Genomic DNA, 14,776 nt, shown 5'->3' with positions numbered 1-14,776 from the left:
GCGGAGCCTGCCCCTGCCCGCCCTTCAACCGTTCTCGCCTCGAACTCTCCCAGCGGTAGCTGGGGGAGTTCGAGGCGCGGGGTCTGGGCGGAGCCCCAGGGAACGGGCGAAGGGCGGGCAGGGGTCCGCCCCGCGCAGCGGCAACACCGCCCGGTCTACAGCCAGCCCTTCTCGCGGGCCACGCGCACCGCTTCGGCGCGGTTGCGGGCCGCGAGTTTCTGGATGGCCGTCGAGAGGTAGTTGCGGACCGTGCCCTGGGAGAGGCTGAGGCGGGCCGCCAGTTCGGCGTTGGTCGCGCCGAACTCCGCCGCCCGCAGGATCTCCCGCTCGCGGTCCGTCAGGGGGTTCGCGCCCTCCGCCAGGGCCGCCGCCGCGAGCGTGGGGTCGATGACGCGCTCCCCCGCCAGGACCTTGCGTACCGCGTCGGCGAGCTGGGCGGCCGGGGCGTCCTTGACCAGGAAGGCCGAGGCGCCCGCCTCCATCGCCCCGCGGAGGTAGCCGGGGCGGCCGAAGGTGGTCAGGACCACGATCTTGAGGGCGGGCAGGGCGGCCCGCAGCTGCGCGGCCGCCTCGATGCCCGTCATGCCCGGCATCTCGATGTCGAGGAGGGCGACGTTCACGTCGTGGGACCTCGCCGCCGGCAGGACCTCGTCGCCGCGGGCCACCTGGGCCAGGACCTCGATGTCCGGTTCCAGTCCGAGGAGGGCCGCGAGGGCCTCCCGGACCATCGACTGGTCCTCGGCCAGGAGGATCCGGATGGGGGCTGCGCCGGCTTCGCTCATGACCCGGATCCTAGGGGGACCCGCGCCAGCAGGCGGAAGCCGGTCTTGCCCGCCGGGCCGGCCGACAGGGTGCCGCCGACCGCCTCCAGGCGTTCCGTCAGGCCGGTCAGGCCGTTGCCGGGGACGGCGGGGCCGCCCGTGCCGTCGTCGGACACCGTCAGTTCGACGACCGGGCCCGCGAGGGTCTGGCGGGTGGCGAGGGTGACCGTGCAGCGCCGGGCCCCGCTGTGCCGGACCACGTTCGTCACCGCCTCGCGCAGCGACCACGCCAGCGCGGACTCCGTCTCCTCCGGGAGCGCGGCGTCCTCGAAGTCGGCCGGCAGGTCCGCCGCCACGCCCGCCGCCGCCAGCGCCGTGCGCGCGCCCGCGAGTTCGCCGGGCAGCGTCGGCCGCCGGTAGCCGCTCACGGCCTCCCGTACGTCGACCAGCGCCTGCCGGCTGACCCGCTCGATGTCCGCCACCTGCTGGGCGGCCCGCTCGGGGTGCTCGGGCAGCATCCGGCCCGCCAGCTCGCTCTTGAGGGTGATCAGCGACAGCGAGTGGCCCAGCAGGTCGTGCAGGTCGCGGGCCATCCGCAGGCGCTCCTCGTTGGCCGCGAGCTCGGCCACCGTGGCCCGGGCCTGGCGCAGCTCTATCGTGGTGCGGATCATCGCCCGGACCCCGACCATCGCGAACCCGCCCATCAGCGCCGGGATCACCAGCCCGGCCAGGTACTCGGTGCCGCCGGGGACCGCGAAGGCCACCGCCGTCAGCAGCGCGGTCGCGCCCGGGACGGTCCAGCGGGACACCTCCCCCGGCAGGGCGGCGCCGGAGGAGATGGACACGTACACGAAGAGCACCAGCCACTCGCGGCCCAGGGTCAGCGACAGCACGGTGGCCTGCGCGGCGAGCACCGCCAGGGAGACCAGGACCCTGGGCACCGGCATCATCCTGACGGTGCGGAAGACCAGCACCAGGTACCAGCAGGTGAAGGCCAGCAGGCCCAGGCCGCCGAGCAGCCGGGCCCCGGTGCTGTGTCCGCCGCTGACCAGGTCGGTGACGGGGGCGCTGAGGTAGAAGAGCCAGATGCCGATCCACAGGCTCTTCACCACCTTGTGGGTGGTGGTCTCCGGTGCCTGGCCGATCCGGTGCGGACCGTCGGTTTCCTGCGTCAGCGCCACTGTCTCAGGCCTTCAGTGAGTCCTTGCGGTACAGCCAGGCGGCCGCACCGGTGAACAGTACGAAGTACACGGCGAGGATCGCCACGTCCTTGGCGTGCGGCGCGCCCCCGAGCTCGATGGCCTGGCCGAGGCCGGCGTACGCGCGGGTCGGCAGCCACTCGCAGATGTCGCGGAGCCACTGGGGGAAGTTCGCGGTGGGCATCCACAGCCCGCCGAGGATGGAGAGGCCGAAGTAGAACAGCATGGTGATGGGGCGGACGTTGTCCCCGCTGGCGAGGTAGCCGATGGCCACGCCGAGGGCGGCGAAGACGAGGCTGCCGGCCCAGATCGCGCCGGTGAGGGCGAACCACTGCCAGGCGGCGAAGCGGACGCCCTTGGCCCCGGCGGCGACGGCGAAGACGACCAGGACGGAGGGCAGGGACAGGACGCCGGCGCTGGCGGTCTTGGCGAGGACGTAACCGTGTCCGGGCAGGGCGGTCAGCCGCAGCTGGCGCACCCAGCCCTTCTCGCGCTCCTTGGCGATGCGCTCGCTGTTGCCCATCAGCACGGCGGTGAGGGCTCCGAAGGAGGCCATGGCGACCATGTAGAAGGCGGGCATGGTCAGTTCGGTGCCCATGACCTTCGTCGTGCCGTCCAGGGTGCCGCCGAGCATCAGGAAGAGCGCGGCCGGGTACATGACGGTGAAGAACAGGTACTTCTTGTTGCGCAGGGCGCGGGAGATCTCCAGCTTGACCAGCCGCAGGGTGCCGGCGTTGACCGTGTTCGTCATCGGGTGGCCTCCTCGGCCTCGGTGAGGGCGATGAAGGCCTGCTCCAGGCCGAGGCCGGCGACCTCCAGGTTGCGGGGGTAGAGCCCGAGCGCGTACACGGCCCGCACGGTGGCGTCGGCGTCGCGCGACTGCAGCCGTACGGACCGGCCGGTCAGGCCGAAGGCGGTCAGGCCGGGCAGTGCGCGCAGCGCCTGCTCGTCGACCGGCCCGTCGAGGTCGAAGGCGACCTTGCGGGCACCGGCCTTGGCCTTGATCTCGGCGGCGGTGCCGTCGGCGAGCAGCCGCCCCTTGTCGAGGACGAGGACGCGGTCGGCGATCGCGTCCGCCTCCTCCAGGTAGTGGGTGGCGAACAGGACCGTGCGGCCCTGGGCGGCCTGCTCCCGCATGGTGGCCCAGAAGGCCTGGCGGGAGGTGACGTCCATGCCGGTGGTGGGCTCGTCGAGGACGATCAGGTCGTTGTGTCCGGCGGTGGCGAGCGCGAAGCGCACGCGCTGCTCCTGGCCGCCGGAGAGCTTGTTGACGAGCCGGCCGGCGATCTCCTCGATGCCGGCCCGGCTGAGCACCTCGTCGACCGGGTACGGGCGCGGGTGCAGGGCGCAGCCGAGGGTGACGAGCTCGTGTACGGTCACGTCCTCCATCAGGCCGCCGCTCTGGAGCATGGCGCCGACCCGGCCGGAGGCGATGGCCTCGCGGGGGGTGGTGCCGAAGAGGCTGACGGTGCCGGAGTCGGCGGGGCGCAGGCCGAGGAGGAGGTCGAGGGTGGAGGACTTGCCGGCGCCGTTGGGGCCGAGGAGCGCGACGGTCTCGCCCGGGTGGAGTTCGAGGGAGAGGCCGTCGACCGCCCGGACCTTGCCGTAGCTCTTGGTCACGTTCCGGAAGGACACCACGGTGCCGGTGTCGCCGGATCCGCCTGCGGGGCCCGGGGCGGCGGGGTGTGCCGCGGTCGTCGTCGTCATGGCTCAAGGTTCGCCCGTACGGGGGTGGGCGCGGCAGTGTCGCGGGTCGTGACTCCCGCATGACGGATGTCATGCGCTTCGGGTGACGTGGCCGGCGGGGCGGGTGCCGGGAATGCGGCGAAGCCCCTTCCCGGGGCTTCGGGGAGGGGCTTCGCGCGGGTGGTCCGGGCCGGTCAGTTCGCGTTGGTGTCGATCGTGACGGTCCGTTCGGCGGGGGTCTTGCCGACGAGGGCCTTGCCGAGGGCGCCCGCGACGTCCTGCGGGGTGACGGGGGTCTTGGCGCCGGTGCCCCGGGTGATCAGGACCCCGTCGAAGGCGTTCCCGTAGGTGGCCTTCAGGGCCTCCAGGTCGTACTTCTCGACGAGGCGTCCGTCCACGGCCGACATGCTGAGGATCTTCGGCAGGGACTTGGGTCCGAAGGGGATGGACTTGGTGCCCGCCTTGACCGTCGCCACGCCGGACATCGCGGGCTCCGCGAACTCCTTCATGGCGCGGTCCAGTTCGGCCTGGGTGACCGTGGGCTCCTTCTTGGCGACCGGAAGTTCGACGGCCGGGGACGTGCCGTTGGCGACGAGCTCGCGGAAGGCCTTGGTGACCTTGTCCACGGAGCCGTCGACGTCGAGGCCCTCACCGGCCTTGCCGGGCACGGCGACGGCCTTGCCGGTGTCGAACTTGATGGTGCTCTCGGAGGCCGAGCCGGCGGCGCCGGCCAGCTCCTGGAGGGAGACCCGCAGCTTCTCCTCGTCGACCGGCATGACGGCGGTGGCCGTGCGCTCGACCCCGAAGAGGGAGCCGATGACGGTGACGGGGTTGTAGTCGCTGCCCGTGGCGTTGCGGACGGTGGTCTGGCTGTCGAGGGTCAGGCCGGCCTTCTCGGGCTTCAGCTCGACGGTCTTGCCGCCGACGCTGAGCTGGAGCGGGGCGGCGGCGCGCTTGCCGAACGCGGTCTGGAGCTTGGCGACGGCGTCGTCGCGGCTGCCGCTGATGTCGACGCCGAGGACGGTGGTGCCCTTGGGGACGTCGGAGTGGTTCATCAGCAGTCCGGCGCCGTACGCCACGCCGGCGAGGACGACGATGCCGCCGCCGAGCAGGACCAGCTTGGAGCGGCCCTTCTTCTTGGCGGGCTTGCCGGCCGGGGCCGCCTTGCCGGACTTGCCCGCGGGGGCGGGCGGCGGCGTGGTCTGGCGCGGCGGCTTCGGTCCCGGCGGCGGGGCGGCCGGGCCGTGCGCGGGCACGGGCGCGGGGGCCGGGGTGTCGAAGGCCTCGGGGCCGGGCCAGCTCGGGGGCGCCTCGGCGCCGACGGGTACGGTGCCCAGCGCGGGTCCGCCCGTCGGCCCGGCGGGCTCCGGGAAGGCGGGGAAGGGCTCGGTGACGGGGCCGTTGCCGTACCCGGCGTACCCCTGGGGCGCGCCGACTCCGGGTCCGCCGACGGCGGGGGCCGGTGCGAAGCCGGCTCCGCTGCCGTGCGCGGCCGGGGGCCGCGGGCGCCCGGGCTCGGCCGGGGGCGCGAAGCCCGCGCCGGTGCCGGGCACGCCGGAGCCGTAGCTCGCGCCGTGGCCGCCGGGCGCGCCGCCGGGCGCGGCGGGGCCGCCGGAGGCCACGGGCACGCCGGCCGGGGGCGTCGCGGCCGGCGGGGGCGTCGCCGCCGGCGGGGGCGTCGCCGCCTTGCGCGGGGCGAACCATCCGCCGGCCGGCGCCTCGGCGGGCGCGGGGGCCGGCTCCGGCGCGGCCGGCGCGGGGGCCGGTGCCGCGGGGAGCGCGGGGGCCGAGGCCGCGGGCCGTACCGGCGCGGGGCGCCGCTCGGGCGTGCGCGGGGACGCGTCCGGGACCGGCCCGGCGGCGGCCGGGGACGCGTCCTGGCCGCCGTCCTTGACGGGCTTGCGCACGACCACGGGCGGGATCGGCCGGGATCCGGGGATGTTGATCCGGATCCGGGTCGTCAGGTGGGTCTCGGTCTTCGGCCCGTCGGTGTCGGGCGTGGACGGGTTCGAGGTCACTGGGTTCTCCTCCGGGACGGTCGCGGCGCCGGGACCGGGTGGCACGGACGGATACTGGCCGGTTCCATACGGCGGCGTACCCGAGGGGTAGGCGGCTCCACCGTGCCCTTGGGGCCCGGGGGACGAACTGTCGGTTTCACGACTCAAGGCAGGTTCTCCCGGTTGGCTCCGCCGCCCGTCATTCCGTGCGCGGGCAGCTCGGCGGCCCGTCCACCATACTGGCCGCCGCCCGGGTGCAACTGTCGGCCAGGAATCCCAGGTTCCTCTTCTGCTTCCGCGCGCCCCCGCGCGAGGGCCCGTCAAACCCCCGCAACCCGTCCCCGATCGGCGGATGCGGGAGTTCAGCGGCCTGTCATCCGCGGGACCCGGAGGCCGAAACGGGCCCTTGCGCGGGGCCGCGCATCGTGGCGCAGATCACAGCGGCCGCACTTCCCCCCAAAAGGTATGCGTACATGCCGATTCCGGAGGAACCGAGCAGGAAGTCCCCTTCGGGGCGGGGGAAGCTGAGGAGGACGTAGGAAAGGAACCAGCCGGCCGCCGGGGCGCCCACTCCGAGGCCCCCGCCGACCGTCAGCCGGCCGGCGAGGAACAGCCCGAGGAGGGCCAGCAGCGCGAGCAGCAGCCCGCCCGGAAACCACAGGTCGACCACGAGCCAGCCGGCCGCGCCGGTCAGCGCGCCGAGGACGAGCAGGCCGAGCAGGGCGGCGATCCGCCCGGGGGTCAGCGCGGTGGTCACGCCTCCACCCCCGCGAAGAGGTCCCGCTCGCGCTCGCCGGCCGGGGCGCCGGAGCGGCCCGCGGCCAACTCGTAGTACTCCCGGGCGAACAGGGGCTGGCCCAGGTCGTTGGAGAGGGCGAAGAAGGGGCCGTCGACGGCGATCTGGGTGACGTGCGCCCGCATGGCGGCCGCCTTCGCCGCCACCAGCACGGTCACTCCGTCCTCGTCGCCGATCTCGGCGGTGATCCGCTCGTCGGGGACCACGCCCGGCACGTCGTCCGGGGTCGCGATGCCCGGGAAGGCGGCGCCCGCCGCGCGCAGCCGCTCGAAGCCCTCCTCGACGACCGAGGCCGGCACGCGGTTCCAGTAGAGCTTCGCGATGGCGTGCGGGGCGCCGAGCTCGGGGCGGTAGCCGGCATCGGCGGCCAGCTCCGCGCCGCGCGTGGCGACCCGGTGGGCCTGGATGTGGTCGGGGTGGCCGTAGCCGCCGTCGGGGTCGTAGGTGACCAGGACCTGCGGGCGCAGCTCCCGGATCACCTCCACGAGGTACCCGGCGGCCTCGTCCAGGTCGGCCGACCAGAACGAGCCGGGGCGGGCGTTCTGCGGGGCACCCATCATCCCGGAGTCCCTGAAGCGGCCGGCGCCGCCGAGGAAGCGGTGGTCGGCGACCCCGAGTTCCTTCATTGCGGCGGCGAGCTCGCCCACGCGGAAGGGGCCGAGGGCGTCGTCGCGGTCCGGCGCCAGGTGGGCCAGCTCGGCGGGGATGACCTCGCCCTCCTCGCCGAGGGTGCAGGTCACCAGCGCGACGTGGGCACCCTCGGCCGCGTACTTGGCCATGGTGACGCCGTTGTTGATCGACTCGTCGTCCGGGTGCGCGTGCACGAGGAGCAGACGACGGGCGGGAAGACCGTTCATGGGTCCCACCCTACGAGCAGGACCGAGGGGGTGTCTTGCAGGTCAGGCCGGATCAGGGAGCGGCGTCCGGCCTGCGGGACACCCCCTACAGCTTGAGGCCGCTGATCATGCTCGCCACGTTGGACGTGAGCTGGCTGAGGGTGGGCGCGACCGTGGAACTCGCCAGGTAGAACCCGAGCAGTACGCAGACGAACGCGTGCCCCGCCTTCAGACCCGACCTCCGGACCAGAAGGAAGACGACGATCGCCAGCAGCACCACGGCCGAGATCGAGAGTGCCACGGCGTTTCACCTCCACGTCGAGCGGACATCGGTATGCGTACTCTTGCTCGGCGAATTCATACCCACCGTGCGCTACGGATCATAACTATCCGTACCAGCGCATCGATCGAATTCCGGCAGCACGAGGGGCGCATGCCGCGCACGGCCGGGGGCATACGAAGACCGGCCGGGAGGGCTGGACGCCCTCCCGGCCGGCTGTCGGCACCCGCACGGCCGCACACGGCCCAGACTGCATGCCCCAGATCTCGGGGCAGAAACGGTCAAGTTGCCCCTGTGTTAAGCGTGTTGGGTCAAAGCGGGCCCGACCGGGCGCCCGCGCGCGGGGTGGCTGGAAATGATCGCTCACCCGGGCGTCCGAAACCGTTCGCTACTCCTTCGTCAGGGGGGCCGGCGGGGGCGGGAGTTCGCCCGGGGGCGGGACCACCCGCTTCTCCGCAGCGAAGTGGCAGGCCGACGGGTGGGCGGCCGGGCCCGGGGGGAGGGCCTGCGGGACGGCCAGCAGGGGGACCTCCGCCGCACAGCGGGATTCGGCCTTCCAGCAGCGGGTCCGGAAGGGACAGCCCGACGGCGGATTGGCCGGGGAGGGCACGTCGCCGGTGAGGATGATCCGCTCCCGGTGGGCGCGGGCCCCGGGGTCGGGTACGGGTACGGCGGAGAGCAGGGCCTGGGTGTAGGGGTGGGTGGGGTGGTCGTAGATCTGGGTGTCGGTACCGATCTCGACGACGCGGCCCAGGTACATGACCCCCACCCGGTCGGAGATGTGCCGGACGATGGACAGGTCGTGCGCGATGAACACGTACGAGAGGCCGAACTCGTCCTGGAGCCGCTCCAGGAGGTTGACCACCTGCGCCTGGACGGAGACGTCGAGCGCGGAGACCGGCTCGTCGCAGATGATGATCTCCGGGTTCAGCGCGAGGCCGCGGGCGATGCCGATGCGCTGGCGCTGGCCGCCGGAGAACTGGTGCGGGTACCGGTTGATGTACTCCGGGTTCAGGCCCACCACGTCCAGGAGCTCCTGGACCTTGCGGCGCCGGTCGCCCTTGGGAGCCACCTCGGGGTGGATCTCGTACGGCTCGCCGATGATGTCGCCGACCGTCATCCGCGGGTTCAGCGAGGTGTACGGGTCCTGGAACACCATCTGGATGTTGCGGCGGACGGCCTTCAGGGCGCGGCCCGAGAGCTTGGTGATGTCCTCGCCCTTGTACGAGATGGCGCCGGCGGTGGGGCGTTCGAGGTTGACCAGCATCCGGGCGACGGTGGACTTCCCGCAGCCGGACTCGCCGACGATGCCGAGGGTCTCCCCCGGGGCCAGGGAGAAGGAGACGCCGTCGACGGCCTTGACCGCGCCGACCTGCTTCTTGAACAGGATGCCCTGGGTCAGCGGGTAGTGCTTGACGAGGTCGCGGACCTCCAGGATGGGATCAGGCAGCACCGAGGCACTCCTTCCAGAAGAAGCAGGCGCTGGAGCGGTCCGGGGCGACGTCGGCCAGCGGCGGGACCTCGGCGCGGCAGACGGCCTGGGCCATCGGGCAGCGCGGGTTGAAGGCGCAGCCGGGCGGGATGGCCAGGAGGTTCGGCGGGAGGCCCTTGATCGCGTAGAGCTCCTGGCCCTTCTGGTCCAGGCGCGGGATCGAGTCGAGCAGGCCCCGGGTGTAGGGGTGGGCGGGCGACTTGTAGATCTCGCGCACGGGCGCGGCCTCGACGATCCGGCCCGCGTACATGACGGCGATCTTGTCGGCGACGTCGGCGACGACGCCGAGGTCGTGGGTGATCAGGATGAGGCCCATGTTGAGTTCGCGCTGGAGCTCCGCGAGCAGGTCCATGACCTGGGCCTGGACGGTGACGTCGAGGGCGGTGGTGGGCTCGTCGGCGATGATCAGGGAGGGTTCCAGGGCCAGCGCCATCGCGATCATGATGCGCTGGCGCATGCCGCCGGAGAACTGGTGCGGGTAGTCCCCCACCCGCTGTTTCGCGGCGGGGATCTTCACCCGGTCCATCAGCTCCACGGCCTTGGCCCGGGCGTCCTTGCGGGACGCTCCGCGGTGGACCTCGAACATCTCGCCGAGCTGGGCGCCGACGCTGAGCACGGGGTTGAGGGAGGACAGGGCGTCCTGGAAGATCATCGCCATGTCGGCGCCGCGGATCCGGCGGCGCTCCTCCTCCTTCATCTTCAGGAGGTCCTTGCCCTTGAAGAGGATCTGGCCGCCCGTGATCCGGCCGGGCGGGACGTCGAGGATCCCCATCACGGCCTGGGCCGTCACCGACTTGCCGGAGCCGGACTCGCCGAGCACGGCGAGGGTCTCGCCCTCGTCCACCGAGTAGTCGACCCCGTTGACGGCCTTGGCGACTCCGTCGCGGGTGGTGAACTCGACGTGCAGGTCCCGGACTTCGAGCAGCATCTGGCGGCTCACACTCCTCAGCGCAGCTTGGGGTCGAGGGCGTCGCGGACCGCGTCGCCGAGCATGATGAAGGCGAGCACGGTCAGGCTCAGGGCGCCCGCCGGCCAGAGCAGCATGTGCGGGGCGTTGCGGATCTGGGTGGCGGCGTTGGAGATGTCGATGCCCCAGGAGACCGTGGGCGGGCGCAGGCCCACGCCGAGGAAGGACAGGGTGGCTTCGAGGGCGATGTAGGTGCCCAGCGCGATGGTGGCGACGACGATGACGGGGGCCACGGCGTTGGGGGCCACGTGGCGCAGCAGCATGCGCCCGTTGCCGGCGCCGAGGGCCCTGGCGGCCTGGACGTAGTCGTTCTGCTTGGCGGTGATCACCGAGCCGCGGGCGATGCGGGCGAGCTGCGGCCAGCCGAGCAGCACGATGAAGCCGACGACGGGCCACACGGTGGTGCTGGTGACCACGGACAGGAAGACCAGGCCGCCGAGGACGACGGGGATCCCGAAGAAGATGTCGGCGACGCGGGAGAGCAGGGAGTCGCCCCAGCCGCCGAAGAAGCCGGCGAGCCCGCCGAGTACGGAGCCCAGCAGGGCGGCGCCGACGGTCGCGCAGACGCCGACGGTGATGGAGGCGCGGGCGCCGTAGACGGTGCGGGTGTAGACGTCGCAGCCCTGGGTGTCGTACCCGAAGGGGTGTCCGGGGGCGGAGCCCTGCTGCGATTTGGACAGGTCGCACTGGAGGGGGTCGCCGCTCGCGATGAGCTGGGGCCAGATGGAGATGGTGACGAGGAAGAGGATGAGCAGCGCCGAGACGATGAAGACGGGGTTGCGGCGCAGCTGGTGCCAGGCGTCGGACCACAGGGAGCGGGCCTTCTCCCGGGGGCCGGCCGCTCCGGCGGGGCCGGACTCCTCGGCGACGCCTTCCACGCTCTCGGCCTCCTGGAGGGCCAGGTCCATGGCCCCGCCCTGGCCGGTGGGCGACATCGCCTCGCCGGGGCGGGGGCCCACCGGGTCGTAGCCGCCGGGGCCTTCGGGGCGCTCGGGCTCAGGCATAACGGATCCTCGGGTCCAGGACCGCGTAGAGCAGGTCGACGAGCAGGTTCGCCACCAGGAAGACGATGACGAGGATGGTGACGAAGCCGACCACCGTGGGCGAGTTGTTGCGCAGGATGCCCTGGTAGAGCTGGTAGCCGACGCCGTGGATGTTGAAGATCCGCTCGGTGACGATGGCGCCGCCCATGAGGGCGCCGATGTCGGTGCCGATGAAGGTGACCACGGGGATGAGGGAGTTGCGCAGCAGGTGGCGGGTGATGACCCGGCGGCGCGGCAGGCCCTTGGCGACGGCGGTGCGGACGTAGTCGGCCTTGACGTTCTCGGCGATGGAGGTCCGCGAGAGCCGGGTGACGTACGCGAGGGAGACCAGGGCGAGGACGATGCCGGGCAGGATCAGCTCGTTGAAGGGTGCGTCCGGGGAGACGGTGGGGCGTACCCAGCCCCATTTGACGCCGAAGACGAACTGGAGCAGGTAGCCGGTGACGAAGGTGGGCACGGAGATGACGACGAGGGTGAGGACCAGCAGGGTGGTGTCGATCGTCTTGCCCCGGCGCAGTCCGCTGACCACGCCGAGGGTGATGCCGACGACGATCTCGATGGCGATGGCCACCAGGGTCAGGCGCAGGGTGACGGGGAAGGCCGTGGCCATCAGCTCGGTGACCTTCTGGCCGTTGAAGGCCGTGCCGAAGTCGCCCTTGAAGATCTGCCCCATGTAGTGGACGTACTGCTCCCACAGGGGGCGGTCGAGGTAGAGGTCCTTGCGGATCCGGGCGGCCGTGGCGGGGTCGGGTGCCTTGTCGCCGAAGAGGGCCGCGACCGGGTCGCCGAGCGCGTAGACCATGATGAAGATCAGGAAGGTGCTGCCGATGAACACGGGGATCATCTGGAGCAGCCGCCGGATCACGTAACGTCCCATGGACTGCTCCAGGATCGATCCGTCGGAGGGGTCAGCTGACCTTGATCTCGTCGTAGACCGGGACGCTGAACTGGTTCAGGGCGACGTCGGAGATCCGCTCGGAGTGGCCGGCGCTGCCGTTCTGGTACCAGAGGGGGATGGCCGGCATCTGCTCGGCGAGGATCTTCTCCGCGTCCTGGAAGAAGCCGGTGGCCTTGGCGGCGTCGGTCTCCTGGTTGGCCTGGTCGACGAGCTTGTCGAAGTCCGGGCTGCTGAACTTGCCGTAGTTGGAGGAGGCTCCGGTGTAGTACAGCGGCTGGAGGAAGTTCTGGATCAGCGGGTAGTCGGCCTGCCAGCCGGAGCGGAAGGGCCCGGTGAGCTTGTAGGCGCTCTGCTGGTTGCGGAAGTCCGCGAAGGTGCCGACCGGGTTGACGGTGCAGACCGGGCCCTCGCCGAGGGCGTTGTTGACGCTGTTGCAGACGGCGTCCATCCAGTCGCGGTGCGAGCCGGTGTCCACGTTCGAGGTGAGGGTCATCTTGCCGCCGGGCAGGCCGCCGCCCTCCTGGATGAGCGCCTTGGCCGCCTTGGGGTCGTACGTGCAGGCGTCGCCGCAGAGGGTGGACTTGAAGCCGCCCTTGTCGCCGAGGGCCGGGGAGGTCCAGTCCTTGGCGGGGGTGCGGGTCTCGCGGAAGATCTGCTGGGTGATCTCGTCGCGGTCGATCGCCATCGAGATGCCCCGGCGGACCTTCTCCATGCCCTCCTTGCCCCACTGGGGGTCGTACAGCGGGAAGGTGAGGGTCTGGATGATGAGGGCCGGCTGGTTGATGTAGCGGTCGCCGAGGTCGTTCTTGACGTTCTTCAGCTGCTGCGCCGGGACGTCGTCGACGAGGTCGAGGTTGCCGGAGATCAGGTCCGTGTAGGCGGTGTTGTTGTCGGTGTAGACCTTGAGGTCGACGCCGCCGTTCTGCGCCTTGTCCTCGCCGGGGTACCCCTCCCACTTGCGCAGCTTCATGCCGGTGCCCTTGGTGTACGAGTCCACCGTGTACGGGCCGTTGCCGACGGGCTTGTCGAGCCAGGCGGAGTGGTCGGTGAAGAAGGCCTTGGGCAGCGGGGAGAAGGCCTGGTAGCCGAGGGTCTCGGGCCAGGTGGAGAACTTCGACTTCAGGGCGACGGTGAAGGTCTTCGGGTCCTTGACCACCAGCCCGGACATGGTCTTGACCTTCGGCTCCCCGGAGGCGGGGTGCAGGTCGGCGTAGCCCACGATGTCGGCGAAGAAGGGCGCGTTGTTCTGCTTGTTGCGCACGTCCGCCGCGTAGTTCCAGGCGTCGACGAAGGACTGCGCGGTGACCGGCTCGTCGTTGCTGAACTTCCAGCCGTCCTTCAGGGTGATCGTGAAGTTCTGGCTGTCGGTGGTCTCGATCTTCTCGGCGACCATGTTCCTGGCCTCGCCGGTCTTCGCGTCGTAGCGTTTGAGACCCCGGAAGAGCATGTCGAGGACCTTGCCGCCCTGCACCTCGTTGGTGTTGGCGGGCTCCAGCGGGTTCTGCGGGTCACCCCAGGAGGAGCTGACGATCCCTGCCGCGCCGCCGCCCCCGCCGCTGTCGCTCCCGCCGCCGCAGGCCGTCGCCGCGAGGGCGACGGCCACCGCACATGCGGCCCGCTTGGCGTGGGTGGCTCCGCGCATGGAGTGCCTCCTATGGCTCCCAAGACTCACTTAGGGGCAATGTCACCCCATGTCGGGTCCTGTGCACTCCCGGTTGGCCCGATTGCACCCTCGCGTCCCCCGCCTGTCACCCCTGGGGGTGCAACATGAGCTCCCAGGTGTCGACCGCGTAGTGCAGGGCCATGCCGTGCGCCTCGTACAGGCCGAGGGCGCCGCTCTCGTTGAGGGTGTCCACGCCGAGGCCCAGGGTGTCGCGGCCGCGGGCGGCGTAGGCGGCGAAGGCGTGCCGCAGCAGGTGGGCGCCGATGCCCCGGCCGCGCAGGTCCTCGCGCACGCCGAGGTGGCTGATCCAGCCCATGCTGGTGCGGTCGTCGCGGGTGACGAGGACGGCCGAGTCGCCCTTGCCGGGCAGGCTCGCGATCCACACGAGCGACCAGTCGAGGGCGCGGCCGTCGATGTGGTCGAGCCAGGCCCCGTACGGGCGGGCCGCGTGCCCGAAGTGGGCGGCGAAGGTCTCCTCCACCAGGGCGTGGGCACGGCGGCGGTCGGCCTCGTCGGCGGCGCAGTCGCGCAGGGTCAGGCCCTCGGGCGGGGCGGGGGGCAGGTCGGCGGCGGGAGAGAGGCGGCGGGTCATCACCTGGTAGCGGCGCACGCTGCGGTAGCCGCAGCCGGTGAGGAGGGTGAGGTCGAGGGTGGGCCTGACGTTGAGCTGGATCCGCAGCCGGGCGCCGGAACCGGTGCCGGCTGCCATCTCGCGGGCCCGGTCCTCCATCCGCCGCAGCAGTGCCATGGCGGCCCGGCCGTGGCCGGGCAGGACGTAGTGGTCGCCGTCGATGCGGCCGGGTCCGGAGTCGGCCCAGACGAGGGCGTAGGCGACGGGCCGGCCGCCCTGGAAGGCCAGCCAGGAGTCGGCGGCGAGGTCCACGTCGGGGTGGTTGAGGTCGGCCTCGACGGTGCCCAGGTCGGTCTCGGGTCTGCCGATCTCGATGACGTCGACGGCGTTGAGCAGTGCGCAGATGTCCCGCGCGTCCCCGGGCCCGGCCGGGCGGACGGTCAGCCTCTCGGTGGTCATCCGTCCACTGTCGGCGGCGCGGGGGCGCGGCCGCAACGGACTTTGGGCCCCGGGCGGGGAAACGCCGAGGGCGCCCGGGCAGGAGCTGGTGCTCCGGCCCGGGCGCCCTGGGACGCGTACGCCGTACG

14 protein-coding genes are annotated in these 14,776 nt (G+C 72.2%); all 14 read right to left on the bottom strand.

Annotation, left to right across the window (positions count from 1 at the left end):
• Positions 1-155: 155 nt before the first annotated feature.
• Positions 156-782 carry a response regulator gene (locus ACZ7IF_RS30795; protein WP_470978045.1) on the bottom strand — a complete coding sequence of 209 codons (627 nt, stop codon included), beginning with the start codon at positions 780-782 and terminating at the stop codon, positions 156-158.
• Positions 779-1,942, bottom strand: a complete 1,164-nt coding sequence (locus tag ACZ7IF_RS30790) for a sensor histidine kinase (protein WP_470978043.1) — start codon at positions 1,940-1,942, stop codon at positions 779-781. Before ACZ7IF_RS30790 ends, ACZ7IF_RS30795 begins: the two co-directional genes overlap by 4 nt.
• A gap of 4 nt (positions 1,943-1,946) precedes the next feature.
• Complete coding sequence (locus tag ACZ7IF_RS30785; RefSeq protein WP_470978040.1) at positions 1,947-2,711, bottom strand: ABC transporter permease; 765 nt, start codon at positions 2,709-2,711, stop codon at positions 1,947-1,949.
• Positions 2,708-3,667, bottom strand: coding sequence for an ABC transporter ATP-binding protein (locus ACZ7IF_RS30780; protein ID WP_470978039.1), 960 nt, complete (start codon positions 3,665-3,667; stop codon positions 2,708-2,710). The genes ACZ7IF_RS30785 and ACZ7IF_RS30780 overlap by 4 nt, the downstream gene beginning before the upstream one ends.
• 173 nt (positions 3,668-3,840) lie before the next feature.
• Positions 3,841-5,811 carry a hypothetical protein gene (locus ACZ7IF_RS30775; protein WP_470978037.1) on the bottom strand — a complete coding sequence of 657 codons (1,971 nt, stop codon included), beginning with the start codon at positions 5,809-5,811 and terminating at the stop codon, positions 3,841-3,843.
• A 205-nt stretch (positions 5,812-6,016) separates the two neighbouring features.
• The gene (locus ACZ7IF_RS30770) at positions 6,017-6,400 is read right to left on the bottom strand and encodes a DUF6113 family protein (RefSeq protein ID WP_470978034.1); all 384 of its coding nucleotides are present in this window, start codon (positions 6,398-6,400) and stop codon (positions 6,017-6,019) included.
• Positions 6,397-7,296 carry an N-acetyl-1-D-myo-inositol-2-amino-2-deoxy-alpha-D-glucopyranoside deacetylase gene (gene mshB / locus ACZ7IF_RS30765; protein ID WP_470978032.1) on the bottom strand — a complete coding sequence of 300 codons (900 nt, stop codon included), beginning with the start codon at positions 7,294-7,296 and terminating at the stop codon, positions 6,397-6,399. Before mshB ends, ACZ7IF_RS30770 begins: the two co-directional genes overlap by 4 nt.
• 85 nt (positions 7,297-7,381) lie before the next feature.
• Positions 7,382-7,576: a hypothetical protein gene (locus ACZ7IF_RS30760; RefSeq protein WP_045952243.1), complete on the bottom strand. Its 195-nt coding sequence runs from the start codon at positions 7,574-7,576 to the stop codon at positions 7,382-7,384.
• A 367-nt stretch (positions 7,577-7,943) separates the two neighbouring features.
• Complete coding sequence (locus ACZ7IF_RS30755) at positions 7,944-9,005, bottom strand: ABC transporter ATP-binding protein (protein WP_470978101.1); 1,062 nt, start codon at positions 9,003-9,005, stop codon at positions 7,944-7,946.
• Positions 8,998-9,975 carry an ABC transporter ATP-binding protein gene (locus ACZ7IF_RS30750; RefSeq protein WP_470978029.1) on the bottom strand — a complete coding sequence of 326 codons (978 nt, stop codon included), beginning with the start codon at positions 9,973-9,975 and terminating at the stop codon, positions 8,998-9,000. The genes ACZ7IF_RS30755 and ACZ7IF_RS30750 overlap by 8 nt, the downstream gene beginning before the upstream one ends.
• 17 nt (positions 9,976-9,992) lie before the next feature.
• On the bottom strand, positions 9,993-11,018 hold the full coding sequence (locus ACZ7IF_RS30745) for an ABC transporter permease (protein WP_470978026.1): 1,026 nt from the start codon (positions 11,016-11,018) through the stop codon (positions 9,993-9,995).
• Positions 11,011-11,934 carry an ABC transporter permease gene (locus ACZ7IF_RS30740; RefSeq protein ID WP_470978023.1) on the bottom strand — a complete coding sequence of 308 codons (924 nt, stop codon included), beginning with the start codon at positions 11,932-11,934 and terminating at the stop codon, positions 11,011-11,013. Before ACZ7IF_RS30740 ends, ACZ7IF_RS30745 begins: the two co-directional genes overlap by 8 nt.
• 31 nt (positions 11,935-11,965) lie before the next feature.
• Positions 11,966-13,597 carry a peptide ABC transporter substrate-binding protein gene (locus ACZ7IF_RS30735; protein ID WP_470978022.1) on the bottom strand — a complete coding sequence of 544 codons (1,632 nt, stop codon included), beginning with the start codon at positions 13,595-13,597 and terminating at the stop codon, positions 11,966-11,968.
• A gap of 106 nt (positions 13,598-13,703) precedes the next feature.
• On the bottom strand, positions 13,704-14,648 hold the full coding sequence (locus ACZ7IF_RS30730; RefSeq protein ID WP_470978021.1) for a GNAT family N-acetyltransferase: 945 nt from the start codon (positions 14,646-14,648) through the stop codon (positions 13,704-13,706).
• Between the last annotated feature and the right edge of the window lie 128 nt (positions 14,649-14,776).

The organism is Streptomyces sp. NPDC037421 (assembly GCF_055602105.1).
This window is presented reverse-complemented; position numbering and strand designations above follow the sequence as displayed.

What these genes read in the sequence shown, in the direction of transcription:
- ACZ7IF_RS30795 (WP_470978045.1), bottom strand. Translation starts at nt 782, where the DNA reads ATGAGCGAAGCCGGCGCAGCCCCCATCCGGATCCTCCTGGCCGAGGAC.
- ACZ7IF_RS30785 (WP_470978040.1), bottom strand. Translation starts at nt 2,711, where the DNA reads ATGACGAACACGGTCAACGCCGGCACCCTGCGGCTGGTCAAGCTGGAG.
- ACZ7IF_RS30780 (WP_470978039.1), bottom strand. Translation starts at nt 3,667, where the DNA reads ATGACGACGACGACCGCGGCACACCCCGCCGCCCCGGGCCCCGCAGGC.
- mshB (WP_470978032.1), bottom strand. Translation starts at nt 7,296, where the DNA reads ATGAACGGTCTTCCCGCCCGTCGTCTGCTCCTCGTGCACGCGCACCCG.
- ACZ7IF_RS30750 (WP_470978029.1), bottom strand. Translation starts at nt 9,975, where the DNA reads ATGCTGCTCGAAGTCCGGGACCTGCACGTCGAGTTCACCACCCGCGAC.
- ACZ7IF_RS30745 (WP_470978026.1), bottom strand. Translation starts at nt 11,018, where the DNA reads ATGCCTGAGCCCGAGCGCCCCGAAGGCCCCGGCGGCTACGACCCGGTG.
- ACZ7IF_RS30740 (WP_470978023.1), bottom strand. Translation starts at nt 11,934, where the DNA reads ATGGGACGTTACGTGATCCGGCGGCTGCTCCAGATGATCCCCGTGTTC.
- ACZ7IF_RS30735 (WP_470978022.1), bottom strand. Translation starts at nt 13,597, where the DNA reads ATGCGCGGAGCCACCCACGCCAAGCGGGCCGCATGTGCGGTGGCCGTC.
- ACZ7IF_RS30730 (WP_470978021.1), bottom strand. Translation starts at nt 14,648, where the DNA reads ATGACCACCGAGAGGCTGACCGTCCGCCCGGCCGGGCCCGGGGACGCG.